Origin of the sequence: Pseudomonas sp. Marseille-Q5117 (assembly GCF_946901175.1) — a bacterium.
GTDB lineage: Bacteria > Pseudomonadota > Gammaproteobacteria > Pseudomonadales > Pseudomonadaceae > Aquipseudomonas > Aquipseudomonas iranensis.
In genome coordinates, this window is record NZ_CAMPPP010000012.1 from 128,764 (window position 1) to 142,629 (window position 13,866).

Genomic DNA, 13,866 nt, shown 5'->3' on the forward strand with positions numbered 1-13,866 from the left:
AGACTTGAAAAGGCACGTAGTCTAGATCAGCACTCGGGACGGGATACATCAACTTCTGCAGGAGCTGCCGCAGGCTGCCCCTGCAGAAGTTGATTCATGATGAAGCCGAGGCGGATTCGGTTTGCTTACGCAGCCGCGACAGCAGCAGTCGATCCAGTAACCACACCATCACCAGCGAAGACCCCACCAGTGGAAACACCACCGCCAGCACCAGCATGATCGCCACGCCGGTTTTCCACTTCGGCAGGTCATGGCGCAGCGGCGGCACACCGAATTTGCCTTCAGGCCGACGCTTCCACCAGATCACCACGCCGCTGACGGCGCTGAGCAGAATCATCAGGCAGATCAGCAGCACGACGATCTGGTTGAAGGTGCCGAACATCTTGCCTTCGTGCAGCATCACGCCGATTTCGGTAGCGCGAGCAACGGTGCCGTAGTGCTCGAAACGCACATCGGCGAGAACCTTGCCGGTGTACTGATCGACGTGCAGGGTGGCGTCGTTGCGCGGGTCATCGGCGAATACGGCAATGGTGAACACGCCGGTGGCGGTGGTCGGCAGGGTGATGCTGTAGCCGGGCTCGACCTTGCGCTCACTGGCGATGTCCTGCACATCCTGCAGGCTGACTTCGGGTGCAGCGGGGCCGGCATGGGCATTGCCGTGATTCATGTGTTCGGCGTGGTCGCCGGACATCGGCATCGGTGTGTTCTCCATCGCCCATGGCACGGTCTGGCGGGTCGCGCTGTTGAGGCTGCGTGCCTCGATGTCGGAGGTCGGCACGTTGTCCCACATTGCGGCTGGAAACACGTTCCACACTTGCGCGTATTGCTTGCCCCAGAAACCGGTCCAGGTCATGCCGCTGAGCAACATCACCAACAGCAATGTCGCGCCCCAGAAACCGGTGACCGCATGCAGATCGCGCCACAACACTCGACCGCGGCTGTTCAAACGCGGCCACAGGATGCCCGCCGCCTGACCGCGCGGCCACCACAGAAACAGCCCCGAGACCACCAGCACCACGCCCCAGCCAGCGGCCATTTCGATCAGGCGATCGCCGACCGTGCCGATCATCAATTCACCGTGGATCGCGCGGGCGATGGCTTGCAGGTTCTGCTTGGCATCCTGCTCGCCGAGGATGTCGCCGTGATACGGATCGACGAATACGTTGAGTTCGTGACCAGCGTTTTTCACCACGAATTGTGCGCTGCGCTCGGCATTCACCGGCGGCAGGTACTGAGTGACCTGGCCTTGCGGATAGGCAGCTTTCACCCGTTGCAGCAAGTCATCGGCCGGTACCGTGTGGTGCCCGACCGGTACTTCGAGCAGGCTGCTGTACATCAGCGAATCGAGCTGCGGTTTGAACAGATAAATGATCCCGGTCAGGGCCAGCATCACCATGAACGGCGCGACGAACAGCCCGGCATAGAAATGCCAGCGCCAGGCCAGGTTGTAGAAATTGGGTTGAGGCTTTTGCATCACGTGTGCTCCGCTTGGCTTGGTTCTTTTCGTTGTCTGTTTACCCGTGGGAGCGAGCCTGCTCGCGAAGGCGTCATGCCAGACGACATCAATGTTGAATGCGCCGGCCTCTTCGCGAGCAGGCTCGCTCCCACATGGGTAGGTGTTGGTGTCAGAAACTCATATCCACTTTGGTCCAGAGCGTGCGCCCCGGTTCATTAATTGCCTGTGGGTCATTGGCCGGGTAACCGAACCCGGCGTTGCCAGCCAGATTCAAATGCTCGGCGTAGGCTTTGCCGAACAGGTTGTCGACGCCGCTGCTGACCTTCCAGTGCTGGTTGATGCGGTACGCGCCGTTGAGCGAGAACACGCCGAAGCCCGAGCTCTGGGCGTAATCCTTGCCGACCACGTTGCCCTTGTTCGCGTCGATGCGGTGCTGCGCGGCGACCACTCGCCAGAGTGCGCCGGCGCTCCAGTTGTCTTGGCTGTAGGTCAGTCCGAAACGCGCATCCAGCGGCGGCATCTGCGGTAATGCCGAGCCGTCACTGCTGTTCTTGCCCCAGGCATAGGCCAGGGTCGCATCGGCTTTCCAGTTGTCGGTGAGGTTGTAGGCAGCACCGAGTTCGCCCCCCATGATCCGCGCGTCGATGTTTTCGGCGCGCGAAGTGCTCATGCCCATCATTCCCGGCGGGTAGTCGAACAGGATGTAATCGCGTACCACGCCGATGTAACCCGAGGCCCAGGCTTCGAGGTCGGCGCTCCTGTAGTTCACGCCAAAGTCGAACTGCGTGGTCTTTTCCGGTTTGATCGAGTCGAACGCATTGACCGATCCTGCCGGGCCGGACTTGGGTGAAAACAACTCCCAGTAATCCGGAAAGCGTTGCGCGTGGCCGAGGCCTGCATAGAGCGTGGTCGGGCTGTCGGCGAGGTCATGCTCGTAACGGATGAAGCCGCTGGGCAGGGTGTCGGCGCGGGTGTCGTCGGCGGTCGGGTTGGGGCGGGACATCATCCCCGACCCGGTGGTCTGCCGGTAATCCTTGGCCGAGGCGCGATCCACCCGTGCGCCAGTGATCAAGCGATCACGCTCGGCGGCGTACCAGGTCATTTCGCTGAACACGCCGTAGTTGTGGAAATCGGCGTCCTTGCTGTACGGCAGGTCCTTGTAGGTATCGATGCCCATTGAGCTGCGCTGACGGTGCTCGTTGGTCTGTGCGTCGAGGCCGGTGATCAGCTGAACATCAGCCCAACGCCAGGTCGCCTTGAGCCGCGCGCCGAGGGTCCGACGGTCGACGTTGGACGCCATGGGCCCTGCCATCATCCCGGTGCCGGACGGGGTGCGCAGGGTGTAGTTATCCATCACATGGTCGGCGTAGTTGTAGTAGACCTGCGCCTCGAGTTTTTCCAGCACCTCGCTGATGTTGGATTTTTCCAGGCGCAGGCCAAGGCTTTCGCGCAGGAATTGCGAACCGTCCATGCCGCGCCCGGCATACCGCGCCTCGCCGTCGCCCTTGCCGGCGGTGAGTTCGATCAGGGTGTCGGCATCCGGCGTCCAGCCCAGTGCGACATCGCCGTTCCACTTGTCGTAGCGCGAGGCGACGATGTCGTTGTTGCCGTCGCGATAGTCATCGGAATGCGCGGTGTTGCCGATCACCCGCATGTAACCCTGAGGGCCGCCGGCAGCGGCATCGATGACCTTGTCGAAACGGCCGTGCGAGCCAGCCAGGATGCTGGCGTTGACGCGAGTGCCGAGTTCGCCGAAGTTCTCCGGCTCACGGTCGAACAGCACCGTACCGGCCGATGCGCCCGGACCCCAGAGGACGGTCTGCGGGCCTTTGATCACCGTGAGTTTGTCGTAGGTTTCCGGCGAGATGTACGAGGTCGGCGCGTCCATCCGGCCAGGGCAGGCGCCGAGCATCATGCTGCCGTTGGTGAGGATATTCAGGCGCGAGCCGAACATGCCGCGCAGCACCGGATCGCCGTTGGTGCCGCCATTGCGCACCAGAGCGAAGCCGGGAATGGTCTTCAGGTAATCGCCACCGTCACTGGCCGGCACCGGTTGGCGCGGATCCTTGGGGTTGGTGACGATCGTCAGTGGTGAGCTCGGGGCGATGGCAGTGATCACCGTCGGGCTCAATTCACTTTCGTGGCTCGCGTGATCATCAGCCAACGCCAGCGGTGTCAGCAGCAGGCCGCAAAGGACGGCAATAGCGTGCCTGCAACGAATCCGCGATTCATTCAGGGCAAAGTGCGCGCGGGCAGATTCCGCGCAGGGGACAGCAGTAAACCTGGACATGACAATTTCCATCGAACAGTCGTAAACACCACGGCCGGCAGCCTGGAGCTGTCTTCTCAACCGTGTGCAATCAGAGGTGCGTGTTTACGTGGCGATGGGCGGGGCGCGGGTGCGGGCGCCGGGGAAGAAGGGGTGGCGGGCATGGCCCAGACGCGGGGAGGGTGGGGTGAAGGTGTTCGGTGGCGGGATGTTGAAAGCGACGAAATCGCCGCCGCCGGCCAGTGCCGGGCAATTGAACAGCAGGCTGCAATAGCCGCATTTTTCCCACAGCACGTGGTGCGAAGATTGCGGCGGGCAATGCTCGGCCGCAGGCTGGGCTGCATGGCCGCTGTGATCCATGCCGGGCATGTCCATCGACATGTCCATGCTCATTGGCATCGACGTCGAGGCGTGTTGATCCATCGGCATCGACTGAGAAATCAGTGGACCGATGAAAATCATCAGCATGGCGAACAGGGCGATCCAGCTGCCACGCGTCAGCGCTTGAGTCTGACGGTGATGCGGGACGGGCCTGGCGCGCAACGAGCGCATGGGCGAAGTCAGCCGGGGCGGTTACTGAGCGTGGACGTGGCCCTGGGCGGATTCCGGCGCTTTCTTCTGCACGGCAACTTCAACGCTGACGTCACCGGCCTTTTCGAAATGCAGGGTCATCGGGAAACGCTTGCCGTCGCTGAGCAGGCTGCGATCGCTCGGGTTGAGCAGCATCACGTGGTAAGCCATCGGCGCGAAGGTCACGGTGCCGCCGGCGGGGATTTCCACGCTTGGCACTTGCTGCATCTTCATCAGATCGCCCTGCATCACGTGCTCGTGCAACTGCGCTTGTGCAGCGATGGGCGAGTCGACGCTGAGCAGGCGATCGGCGCTTTTGCCGGTGTTGTGGATGATGAAGTAGGCGGCGACGGTCGGCGCATTCGGCGGCAGTTCCTGCGACCACGGGTGGGCGATTTCCAGCGCACCCGCCTTGTATTCATGGGCATGGGCGAAGCACGCCGGCAACAACAGCGCAGCGAGGACGAAGAGTTTCTTCAACATGGCAGTTCTCCAGAACGATTTGAAACGCGGATTCAGGGCGCGAACCAATCAGACCAGAGGGGATGCACGGGGATTGAGACTCGGCCATTGCTGGCGCGGCGTCGGGGCTTGCAAGGACACGGGCGCAACGCTGCGGTTGCTTTCAAATTGCGCGAAATACAGTTGCGGCGAATGCCCCGGCAGCGCCAGCAATGGCGCCCCACCTGAGCAACACCAGCAGTGCTGCATGTTTGAATGGCTGTCGTTCTGCGGGGCCTGCTGATCCGTGGCACCGATGTTGATCGCCACCATCTTCATGCCGCTGCCGGTGCAGAAACTGCTCCAGAGTATCTGTTCGCCCGATGAACTGGCCGCCTGCGCCATCGCACCGCTCAGCGGCATGGCGAGCATGTTGAACAGCACTGCAAAGCAGGCGATCCAGGCAAATGCTAACCGGCGTCGGTTCATGGGGCAGGTCCGTTGGGTGGGCGATCAGGCGCGGCCCATTTAGCCTGATCAGGGCCGATAAGTAAAAAAGCGTCGTGCGGTTTGGTGTCGCAGTTCATTCACAGCGTTACGGCATGCAATCTCAAACCCAGAGCCTTCATGACTTTCATGATAGTTGCGAATTCGGGATTGCCAGTGCTACTCAGGGCTTTATAAAGACTTTCGCGGCCCAAACCTGCATCCCGCGCCACTTGTGTCATGCCTTGAGCCCGGGCGATGTCATTGAGCGCTGCACGGATAAGGACGCCGTCGCCTTCGTCATCGTCAAAACAGGCATCTAGATATGCCGCCATGTCCTCGGGAGTTTTGAGGTACTCGGCGGCGTCAAAACGGGCGAATTCTTCGGTCATGATTTACTCCTCATTTCCGATGCTATGAGCCATCTGCACGGCGCGTTTGATATCTCTTTTTTGTGTCGATTTATCGCCCCCGATCAGCAGCAGATAAATCACTTCGCCTTTGCGTGTGAAGTACATCCTGTAACCAGGGCCGTAATGAACACGCATTTCATAAACAGTGTCACCGACGAACCCGCAATCGCCGAAGTTGCCATTTTCGGCTGTTTTAATTCTGGAGATGATTCGGCCTTTCCCTTTGATGTCTTTCAAGGAGTCGAGCCATTCGGAAAATATGCGGGATCGTTCAAAAGCGATCATGTTGGGATCGTATTCCTTGGGATACAAGCTGGCAAGCCGCTTTTCTGGCTGTCTACTTGTTTTGATTAAAGGAACCGAAGTATTGGATTCAGGAGGTAGGGAGGAACAGTCGGCTGCGTCTGTAAAATATGCAGGCCAATTCGCACATAAATTCAATTTTAGGAAATGTCTGACGTCGTCAGGGCTTCAAGGACTTCAGACGCTGATCCAAACTCCCGATCAACCCCCGGCAAACCAGGTCGCTTCAACACCAGCACCGGCACGCCACGCTCACGCGCCGCTTCGAGCTTCGGCTCAGTCGCGCTGCTGCCGCTGTTCTTACTGATCAGCACATCGATCTGCCGGCGCTCGAACAGCGCTCGCTCGTCTTCCAGCAGAAACGGCCCACGGGCGCCGATCACTTCGCAGCGTGGGTTGCCGGGATAGACGTCGAGGGCGCGCAGGGTCCAGAACTGGTGGGCGGGGATTTTGTCGAGGTGTTGCAGCGGTTCACGGCCGAGGGTGAACAGCGGGCGGTTGAACGGTTCCAGCGCTGTGATCAGTTCGGCCCAGTCAGCCACCTCACGCCAGTCATCGGCCGCTTGCGGTTGCCACGCCGGGCGACGCAAGGCCCAGCAGGGGATGCAAGCGAGCTGTGCTGCGCGGGCGGCGTTGGCGCTGATTTGTGCGGCGTACGGGTGTGTAGCGTCGAGCAGCAGATCGACGCCTTCATCGGCTATGAACTGCGCCAGACCTTCAGCGCCGCCATAGCCGCCGACCCGAACCTGGCAGCGCAAATCGCTCGGCACCCGGCCAACGCCGGCGAGGCTGTAGATATGTTGCGGGCCGAGCGTGCGGGCAATCGCCAGCGCTTCAGTCACACCGCCGAGCAGCAGGATCCGTTTCATGCAAAACCTCCGGCGTGGCCGACAATCCCGCCTTGACGATCAATGGCAAACACCTCGACCTGGACCTGCGCCGGCACTACGCTGCGAGCGAAATTCAGCGCATGGCGACAAACCTCATCTCCCAAAGCAATGCCCGCCGCACTGGCCATGGCCAAGGCTTGCTGGCTGGTATTGGCTTCGCGAATGCCTTGCTGCAACGCCGGCTCCGCGCCAATCGCCGCCGCCCATTCGGCCAGTTGCGGCAAATCGATGCTCGAATGCCGCGAATGCAGATCCATATGCCCGGCGGCGAGTTTGCTGATCTTGCCGAAGCCGCCGCACAGGCTGAGTTTATCCACAGGCACTTTGCGCAGATGCTTGAGCACCGCACCGACGAAATCACCCATCTCGATCAGGGCGATTTCCGGCAGGTCATAGACCCGGCGCATGGTGTCTTCGCTGGCGTTGCCGGTGCACGCGGCGATGTGCAGATAACCATTGGTTTTCGCTACGTCGATGCCCTGATGAATCGAGGCGATGTAAGCGGCGCAGGAAAATGGCCGGACGATGCCGCTGGTGCCGAGGATCGACAGGCCGCCAAGAATGCCCAGCCGTGGGTTCATGGTTTTCAGCGCCAGTTCTGCGCCGCCCTCGACATTGACTGTGACTTCGAAGCCGCCGTCGTAACCGGTTTCGGCGGCGAGCAAGGCCAGGTGATCGCTGATCATTTTGCGCGGCACCGGATTGATCGCCGGTTCGCCGACGGCCAATACCAGACCGGGTCGGGTCACCGTGCCGACGCCGACACCGGCGTTGAAGCGAATTCCCGGTTCGGCGCACAGTCGCACCTGTGAATAGAGCAGGGCGCCGTGGGTGACATCAGGGTCATCGCCGGCATCCTTGATCGTACCGGCTTCGGCGCCGTCCTCGCTCAGTCGGCAGAACTCCAGGCGCATCTGCACCTGTTTGCCCTTGGGCAAAGTGATGTGCACTGCGTCGGCAGCGATGTCGGTGAGCAACAGGCGCGCGGCGGCGAGGCTGGTGGCGGTGGCGCAGCTGCCGGTGGTGAGGCCGCTGCGCAGGGGCGCGGGTTGTTCGGCGGTTTCGTCACGCATCGAGGGGCTTGACCAGTTCCAGCAGGGTGATCGGCAATGCCTGACGCCACGTGTCGAACTCGCCGAGCGGTTGCGCCTGGGCGACATGAATGCGCGTCAGTTCGCCGCCGTATTGTTCGCGCCAATGCATCAGGGTGACTTCGCTTTGCAGGGTCACGGCGTTGGCCACCAGACGGCCGCCGGGCTTGAGCCGGTCCCAGCAGGTTTCGAATACACCCTCACGGGTGACGCCGCCGCCGATGAAAACAGCGTCGGGCCGTTCAAGGTCATTGAGCGCTTGCGGCGCCTTGCCGCGAATCAGCTGCAAGCCGGGTACGCCCAGCGCATCGCGGTTGTGTTCGATCAATTGCTGACGACCCTCGTCGGCCTCTATCGCGATGGCGCGGCAACTCGGATGGGTGCGCATCCACTCGATGCCGATCGAGCCGCTGCCGGCGCCGACATCCCAGAGCAGTTCACCGGGCGTCGGTGCCAGGCGGGCGAGGGTGATGGCGCGCACGTCGCGTTTGGTCAACTGGCCGTCGTGACGGAACGCCGAATCGGGTAAACCGGCGAGGCGTGACAGGCCGGCAACACCGGGGTCGGCCAGACACTCGACAGCGATTACATTGAGGTCGGCAACGGGAGCGTCGTGCCATTCACTGGCGCGGCAGTCGATACGTCGCTCGGCGTCGCCGCCCAAGTGCTCTAGAACACTCATGCGACTGGCGCCGAAACCACGCTCGCGCAGCAATTGCGCAACGGCCGCCGGGCTGGTGCCGTCATTGCTCAGCAGCAACAGACGCACACCGCTGAACACATGCACATTGAGCGCCGCCAGCGGACGCGCCACCAGCGACACAATCATCACCTCCTGCAACGGCCAGCCCAGGCGCGCCGCCGCGAGTGCGCAGGACGAAGGCGCGGGAATGATCGACATTTCGGCGCTCGGCACCTGACGCGCCAGACTGGCACCGACGCCGTAAAACATCGGATCACCACTGGCCAGCACGCAGACCGGCGCGCCACGCGACTCGAGCACTGGCGCGAGGGAAAACGGACTCGGCCACAATTGCCGCTCGCCGCCAATGCACGGCGGCAGCAGATCCAGCTGACGCTGGCCGCCGACGATCCGCGAAGCGCCCAGCAGAGCACGCCGGGCGTTCTTGCCCAGGCCCTTGAAGCCGTCTTCACCGATTCCCACGATCGTCAGCCAGGGTGACATCTATATTCCTCAAAACGTGGCGTTCCGACGGGCAGACTTTTCATGCCGCCGGACAAAGCAGGCATAATACCGCGCCTTCGCCCGCGAAGCGCCTCTGCAACGCAACCGGTCAGCCCCTTGAACGAACGCCCGATGTCCACCGCTTTACGCCCCTCGGCCTGCCCGGGGTTGCTGCGTATCGTCCAGGCACTGGACGGCGGTATCTGTCGGATCAAGCTCGATGGCGGTTCGATCAGCGCTGATCAGGCCGATGCGGTGGCCGCTGCCGCCGAAGCGTTTGCGAGCGGTGCGATCGAAGCGACCAATCGCGGCAACCTGCAGATTCGTGGTATCGGTGCGCAATCGGCGGCGCTGATCGATCGCTTGCTGGCCGCTGGCCTCGGGCCAAAGAACGCTGCCGGCGACGATGTGCGCAATCTGATGCTCAGCCCGGCCGCCGGCATTGATCGGCAGATGCTGATCGACACGCGCCCGCTCGCAGGGCAAATCCTCGACACCTTGCAAAGCCATCCGCGTTTCCATGAGTTGAGCGCCAAGTTCGCCGTGCAGCTCGACGGCGGCGAAGCGCTGGCGATGCTCGAGCATCCGCATGATCTGTGGTTGTCGGCAGTCGAGCGTGACGGCGAAATCCTCTGGGCATTCGGTCTGGCCGGTTGCCCGACCGATCGCCCTCTCGGCGCTGTGACTCAGGACAACGCTCACGCGCTGGTGGTCGCCGTGCTGGAACTGTTCCTCGACCTGGCCCGGCCAGAGCAAACACGGATGCGCCATCTGCTCGATGAGTTGCCCAGGCTCGCGTTTCTGGAATCGTTGCGCGAGCGCGTATCGCTCAAGGCAATCAGCAATTGGCAGCGCCCGGCGTCGGCAGACGCGCTGCACATCGGCGCTCATCAGCAGAACACGCAAGGCCGCTGCTACGTCGTCGCGGTGCCGCCACTGGGCCGTCTCGATCCGGCGATGCTGCGTGGCGCGGCGCAACTGGCCCGACAGTCTGGCGATGGCAGTCTGCGCTTCACGCCGTGGCAGAGCCTGCTGCTGCCGAACGTGAAAGCCACGGATACCGACAACGTGCTTGAGCAGTTGCGGGCGTTGGGCCTGCTGACGACCGACGCCGAACCGCTGACAAGGCTGATCGCCTGCACCGGCGCCGATGGCTGCGGCAAAGGCCTTGCCGACACCAAGCAGGATGCCCGGCAACTGGCACCTTTGCTGCCCGCAGGGCTCAGCGTGCACCTGTCGGGCTGCTCGCGCTCCTGCGCCGCCGCCCATTGCGCGCCAGCCACGCTGCTGGCCGTCGCCCCCGGTCATTACGACCTCTATTTTCGCGATGCAGCACAGCCCGGATTCGGCACGCTGCACGCCTGCAACCTTACTATTGAAGCGGCCGCGACCCTGCTCGACGCCCGCTCCCGGAGCCCCCTTGATGCTTGATTACATCCGCGACGGTCAGGAGATCTATCGCAACTCCTTCGCGATCATTCGCCGCGAGGCCAATCTGGCGCGCATTCCCGCCGATCTGGAGAAACTCGCGGTGCGGGTGATCCACGCCTGCGGCATGGTCGAGGCCGTTGACGGTCTGCAATTTTCCGCGGGCGCGGGCAAGGCCGGGCGCGATGCACTGGCGGCCGGTGCGCCGATTCTCTGCGACGCGCGGATGGTCTCCGAAGGCGTGACCCGCACGCGCCTGCCGGCCAATAACCAAGTGATCTGCACTTTGCGCGACGACAGCGTGCCGGAACTCGCCCGCGAGTTGGGCAACACCCGCTCGGCCGCCGCGCTGGAGCTGTGGCGCCCGCACCTCGAAGGCAGTGTGGTGGTGATCGGCAACGCACCGACCGCGCTGTTCTACTTGCTGGAAATGCTCGACGCCGGCGCGCCAAAACCGGCACTGATCCTCGGCTTCCCGGTCGGCTTCGTCGGCGCTGCCGAGTCGAAAGCGGCACTGGCCGCCGACAGTCGCGGCGTGCCGTTCGTGATCATGCAAGGCCGCTTGGGCGGCAGCGCCATGGCCGCCGCCGCCGTCAATGCCCTCGCCACGGAGATCGAATGATGCAGGCCAAAGGACGTCTGATCGGCCTCGGTGTCGGCCCCGGTGATCCGGAACTGATCACCGTCAAAGCCTTGCGCCTGCTGCGCGAATCGCCGGTGGTCGCGTATTTCGTGGCCAAGGGCAAGAAGGGCAATGCGTTCGGCATCATTGAGGCGCATCTGGTCGAGGCGCAGAATCTGCTGCCGCTGGTCTATCCGGTGACCACCGAGGCGTTGCCGGCACCGTTGTCGTACGAGCAGGTCATCAGCGATTTCTACGACGAAGCTGCTGTGGCGGTCGCCGAACATCTGGATGCCGGCCGCGACGTGGCGGTGATCTGCGAAGGCGACCCGTTCTTCTACGGTTCCTACATGTACCTGCACGACCGCCTCGCCAGCCGTTATGAGGCCGAAGTCGTGCCGGGCGTGTGCTCGATGCTCGGCGGCGCTTCGGTGCTCGGCGCGCCGCTGGTGTATCGCAATCAGAGCCTGTCGGTGCTTTCCGGCGTGCTGCCCCAGGAAGAATTGAAGCGGCGTCTGGCCGATGCCGATGCGGCGGTGATCATGAAACTGGGGCGCAACTTTCCCAAGGTGCGTCAGGTGCTGGAAGAACTCGGTCTCGCCGAGCGCGCGCTGTATGTCGAGCGCGCGACTATGGCCAACCAGAAAATCGTGCCAATGGATCAGGTCGAGCCGATGTCCTCGCCGTACTTCTCGCTGATCATCGTCCCGGGCGAACGGTGGCAAGGTTGATGAGCCAAGCGACTCCCGCCATCGTCATTCTCGGCCAGGGCAGCCTCGCAACGGCGCGGCGCATTCAGCAGGTCTATCCGGCGGCGCAGATCCACGGCCTCGCCGGACGGGTTGAAGGCGCCGACAGCCGCTATGAGGAATTCGGCGCGACCCTGCGCGCGTTGTATCAACAGGACACGCCGATCATTGCCCTGTGCGCAGCGGGCATTGTCATTCGCACGCTGGCGCCGCTGTTGCTGGAGAAAGGCGCCGAACCCGCCGTGCTGGCGGTGGCCGAAGACGGCAGCGCGGTGGTGCCGTTGCTCGGTGGCCTCGGCGGGGTCAACGTCATGGCCCGGGAGATTGCGGCGGCGCTGCAAGTGGCGCCGGCGATCACCACCAGCGGCGAATTGCGCTTTGGCACCTGCCTGCTCAATCCGCCGAGCGGCTATGCACTGGCGGATCTGGAATCGGGCAAACGCTTCGTTTCCGATCTCCTCGCCGGGCACAGCGTGCGCATCGAAGGCGCGGCGCCATGGCTGGATCAGGCGCAGTTGCCGCAGGATCCGCAGGCGCAGCGTTCGATTCATGTGAGCAGTGCGCAGCGAGAAGTGCGCGCTGATGAGTTGCTGATTTATCCGTGCAGTGTGGCGGTGGCGGTCAGTACCGAAGTGGCCGACCTGCCGGACGCCGTTCGCGCGGCGTTGCAGCAGGCGAATGTTGCCGTGCAAGCGTTGGCTTGTCTGATGGCAGCCGACTCTGAAATGGCCTCTGCGAATCTGCGCGAGGCCGCACTTGAATTAGGCGTGCCGCTGCGCTTCGTCGCAGCGCAAAGCGATCTTCAGGCGCTTGCTCGCGTCGCATTGCCTGAGGCGAACGTGATCAGCGCTGAAAAACTTGCGGTGGCGATTGCCGAGCAACCGCTGGATATTGAAAACATCGGCCGTCCACGCGGTCGTCTCGCGGTCATCGGCCTAGGCCCCGGCGCCGCCGAACTGATGGTACCTGCGGTGAAAGCCGAACTGGCCCGCGCCACCGATGTACTGGGCTACGAAACCTACGTGCGCATGGCCGGCCCGTTCCGCGATGATCAGGTGCAGCACTGCACCGACAATCGCGAAGAAATGCAGCGTGCCCGCCATGCCTTCAGGCTCGCCGCCGAAGGCCGCTCGGTGATCGTGGTTTCCTCGGGCGACCCGGGGGTATTCGCCATGGCCGCTGCGGTGCTCGAAGCCCTGCACGAATCGGACGATCCGGCATGGCACAGCGTCGATCTGGAAATCCTCCCGGGCGTTTCCGCCTCGCTGGCCACTGCGGCTCAGGCCGGTGCGCCGCTGGGCCACGACTTCTGCGTGATGTCGCTGTCGGACAACCTCAAGCCGTGGTCGATCATCGAAAAGCGTCTGGATCTGGCCGCCGAAGCGGATCTGGCCCTGGCGTTCTATAACCCGATTTCCCGTGCGCGCCCGTGGCAGTTGGGCCGGGCGCTGGAGATCGTTGCGCAGCACCGCTCGCCTGAAACACCGGTGGTGCTCGGTCGAGACATTGGCCGGCCGGGGCAGACGCTGCGGACCACGACCCTGAGCGCATTGACACCGGAACAGGTGGACATGCGCACCATGGTGTTGATCGGCTCTTCGACCACCTGCACCTTCGCCCGTGCCGGGGGCGGTGAATGGGTATACACGCCGCGTTGGTATGGTGAGAAACCGCTTTCCTGACAGGAGCGCCAGGCAAGTTGTAAGCAAGTTAACGTGATGGAATATCCGGTCGAATTTTTGTTTCAACGGTTTAATTAATATCGGTGCCGCGATCCCGTCCGGGACGCGGCTTCTGCGTTTTTCCGGTAAGCCTGCCGGCGCTGATGAGTTGCAGGATCATACATAGAATCAGAGCAGTTGTTTTAACATATTTCCCGTGTAATCAAATGCGGTGTTTACTGTTTGAAGTGTCATCTTAGGCGCAATAACTTCGCCCGGATTAAGTTTTTAATCAAGGGCT

At 62.7% G+C, this 13,866-nt stretch carries 14 protein-coding genes; 4 read left to right on the top strand and 10 right to left on the bottom strand.

Annotation, left to right across the window (positions count from 1 at the left end):
• Window positions 1–94: 94 nt before the first annotated feature.
• The 10 genes from OC605_RS19045 to cbiE form a co-directional block, all read right to left on the bottom strand.
• On the bottom strand, window positions 95–1,474 hold the full coding sequence (locus OC605_RS19045) for a PepSY-associated TM helix domain-containing protein (protein WP_262138796.1): 1,380 nt from the start codon (window positions 1,472–1,474) through the stop codon (window positions 95–97).
• Window positions 1,475–1,625: 151 nt separating this feature from the next.
• Window positions 1,626–3,746: a TonB-dependent copper receptor gene (locus OC605_RS19050; RefSeq protein WP_262138798.1), complete on the bottom strand. Its 2,121-nt coding sequence runs from the start codon at window positions 3,744–3,746 to the stop codon at window positions 1,626–1,628.
• A gap of 84 nt (window positions 3,747–3,830) precedes the next feature.
• Window positions 3,831–4,277 carry a DUF2946 domain-containing protein gene (locus OC605_RS19055; protein ID WP_133337097.1) on the bottom strand — a complete coding sequence of 149 codons (447 nt, stop codon included), beginning with the start codon at window positions 4,275–4,277 and terminating at the stop codon, window positions 3,831–3,833.
• Between the two features lie 21 nt (window positions 4,278–4,298).
• Window positions 4,299–4,778 carry a copper chaperone PCu(A)C gene (locus tag OC605_RS19060; RefSeq protein ID WP_073471757.1) on the bottom strand — a complete coding sequence of 160 codons (480 nt, stop codon included), beginning with the start codon at window positions 4,776–4,778 and terminating at the stop codon, window positions 4,299–4,301.
• 48 nt (window positions 4,779–4,826) lie between these two features.
• A complete protein-coding gene (locus OC605_RS19065) occupies window positions 4,827–5,225 on the bottom strand; it encodes a DUF2946 domain-containing protein (protein WP_262138800.1) in 399 nt (132 codons plus the stop codon).
• A gap of 98 nt (window positions 5,226–5,323) precedes the next feature.
• Window positions 5,324–5,614: an addiction module antidote protein gene (locus tag OC605_RS19070; protein WP_007914567.1), complete on the bottom strand. Its 291-nt coding sequence runs from the start codon at window positions 5,612–5,614 to the stop codon at window positions 5,324–5,326.
• Window positions 5,615–5,617: 3 nt separating this feature from the next.
• Entirely contained in the window at window positions 5,618–5,920 is a 303-nt protein-coding gene (locus tag OC605_RS19075; RefSeq protein WP_186567314.1) for a type II toxin-antitoxin system RelE/ParE family toxin, read from the bottom strand.
• A 158-nt stretch (window positions 5,921–6,078) separates the two neighbouring features.
• Window positions 6,079–6,807: a cobalt-precorrin-6A reductase gene (locus OC605_RS19080; protein WP_186567312.1), complete on the bottom strand. Its 729-nt coding sequence runs from the start codon at window positions 6,805–6,807 to the stop codon at window positions 6,079–6,081.
• Window positions 6,804–7,901 carry a cobalt-precorrin-5B (C(1))-methyltransferase gene (locus tag OC605_RS19085; RefSeq protein WP_262138803.1) on the bottom strand — a complete coding sequence of 366 codons (1,098 nt, stop codon included), beginning with the start codon at window positions 7,899–7,901 and terminating at the stop codon, window positions 6,804–6,806. Before OC605_RS19085 ends, OC605_RS19080 begins: the two co-directional genes overlap by 4 nt.
• Window positions 7,894–9,105 carry a precorrin-6y C5,15-methyltransferase (decarboxylating) subunit CbiE gene (gene cbiE / locus OC605_RS19090; protein WP_262138804.1) on the bottom strand — a complete coding sequence of 404 codons (1,212 nt, stop codon included), beginning with the start codon at window positions 9,103–9,105 and terminating at the stop codon, window positions 7,894–7,896. Before cbiE ends, OC605_RS19085 begins: the two co-directional genes overlap by 8 nt.
• A gap of 132 nt (window positions 9,106–9,237) precedes the next feature.
• On the opposite strand from cbiE, the gene cobG reads away from it, so the two are divergent.
• From cobG to cobJ, 4 genes are read left to right on the top strand one after another with little or no spacing between them, the layout of a single operon-like run.
• Window positions 9,238–10,536: a precorrin-3B synthase gene (gene cobG / locus OC605_RS19095; protein WP_316044676.1), complete on the top strand. Its 1,299-nt coding sequence runs from the start codon at window positions 9,238–9,240 to the stop codon at window positions 10,534–10,536.
• A complete protein-coding gene (locus tag OC605_RS19100) occupies window positions 10,529–11,155 on the top strand; it encodes a precorrin-8X methylmutase (protein ID WP_262138806.1) in 627 nt (208 codons plus the stop codon). The genes cobG and OC605_RS19100 overlap by 8 nt, the downstream gene beginning before the upstream one ends.
• Window positions 11,152–11,886, top strand: coding sequence for a precorrin-2 C(20)-methyltransferase (locus OC605_RS19105; RefSeq protein ID WP_373877941.1), 735 nt, complete (start codon window positions 11,152–11,154; stop codon window positions 11,884–11,886). The genes OC605_RS19100 and OC605_RS19105 overlap by 4 nt, the downstream gene beginning before the upstream one ends.
• Window positions 11,886–13,586 carry a precorrin-3B C(17)-methyltransferase gene (gene cobJ / locus OC605_RS19110; RefSeq protein ID WP_262138807.1) on the top strand — a complete coding sequence of 567 codons (1,701 nt, stop codon included), beginning with the start codon at window positions 11,886–11,888 and terminating at the stop codon, window positions 13,584–13,586. The genes OC605_RS19105 and cobJ overlap by 1 nt, the downstream gene beginning before the upstream one ends.
• Window positions 13,587–13,866: the final 280 nt, after the last annotated feature.

Coding starts and splice junctions, on each gene's coding strand:
- OC605_RS19045 (WP_262138796.1), bottom strand. CDS start 1,474: ATGCAAAAGCCTCAACCCAATTTCTACAACCTGGCCTGGCGCTGGCAT.
- OC605_RS19050 (WP_262138798.1), bottom strand. CDS start 3,746: ATGTCCAGGTTTACTGCTGTCCCCTGCGCGGAATCTGCCCGCGCGCAC.
- OC605_RS19055 (WP_133337097.1), bottom strand. CDS start 4,277: ATGCGCTCGTTGCGCGCCAGGCCCGTCCCGCATCACCGTCAGACTCAA.
- OC605_RS19060 (WP_073471757.1), bottom strand. CDS start 4,778: ATGTTGAAGAAACTCTTCGTCCTCGCTGCGCTGTTGTTGCCGGCGTGC.
- OC605_RS19065 (WP_262138800.1), bottom strand. CDS start 5,225: ATGAACCGACGCCGGTTAGCATTTGCCTGGATCGCCTGCTTTGCAGTG.
- OC605_RS19070 (WP_007914567.1), bottom strand. CDS start 5,614: ATGACCGAAGAATTCGCCCGTTTTGACGCCGCCGAGTACCTCAAAACT.
- OC605_RS19075 (WP_186567314.1), bottom strand. CDS start 5,920: ATGATCGCTTTTGAACGATCCCGCATATTTTCCGAATGGCTCGACTCC.
- OC605_RS19080 (WP_186567312.1), bottom strand. CDS start 6,807: ATGAAACGGATCCTGCTGCTCGGCGGTGTGACTGAAGCGCTGGCGATT.
- OC605_RS19085 (WP_262138803.1), bottom strand. CDS start 7,901: ATGCGTGACGAAACCGCCGAACAACCCGCGCCCCTGCGCAGCGGCCTC.
- cbiE (WP_262138804.1), bottom strand. CDS start 9,105: ATGTCACCCTGGCTGACGATCGTGGGAATCGGTGAAGACGGCTTCAAG.
- cobG (WP_316044676.1), top strand. CDS start 9,238: ATGTCCACCGCTTTACGCCCCTCGGCCTGCCCGGGGTTGCTGCGTATC.
- OC605_RS19100 (WP_262138806.1), top strand. CDS start 10,529: ATGCTTGATTACATCCGCGACGGTCAGGAGATCTATCGCAACTCCTTC.
- OC605_RS19105 (WP_373877941.1), top strand. CDS start 11,152: ATGATGCAGGCCAAAGGACGTCTGATCGGCCTCGGTGTCGGCCCCGGT.
- cobJ (WP_262138807.1), top strand. CDS start 11,886: ATGAGCCAAGCGACTCCCGCCATCGTCATTCTCGGCCAGGGCAGCCTC.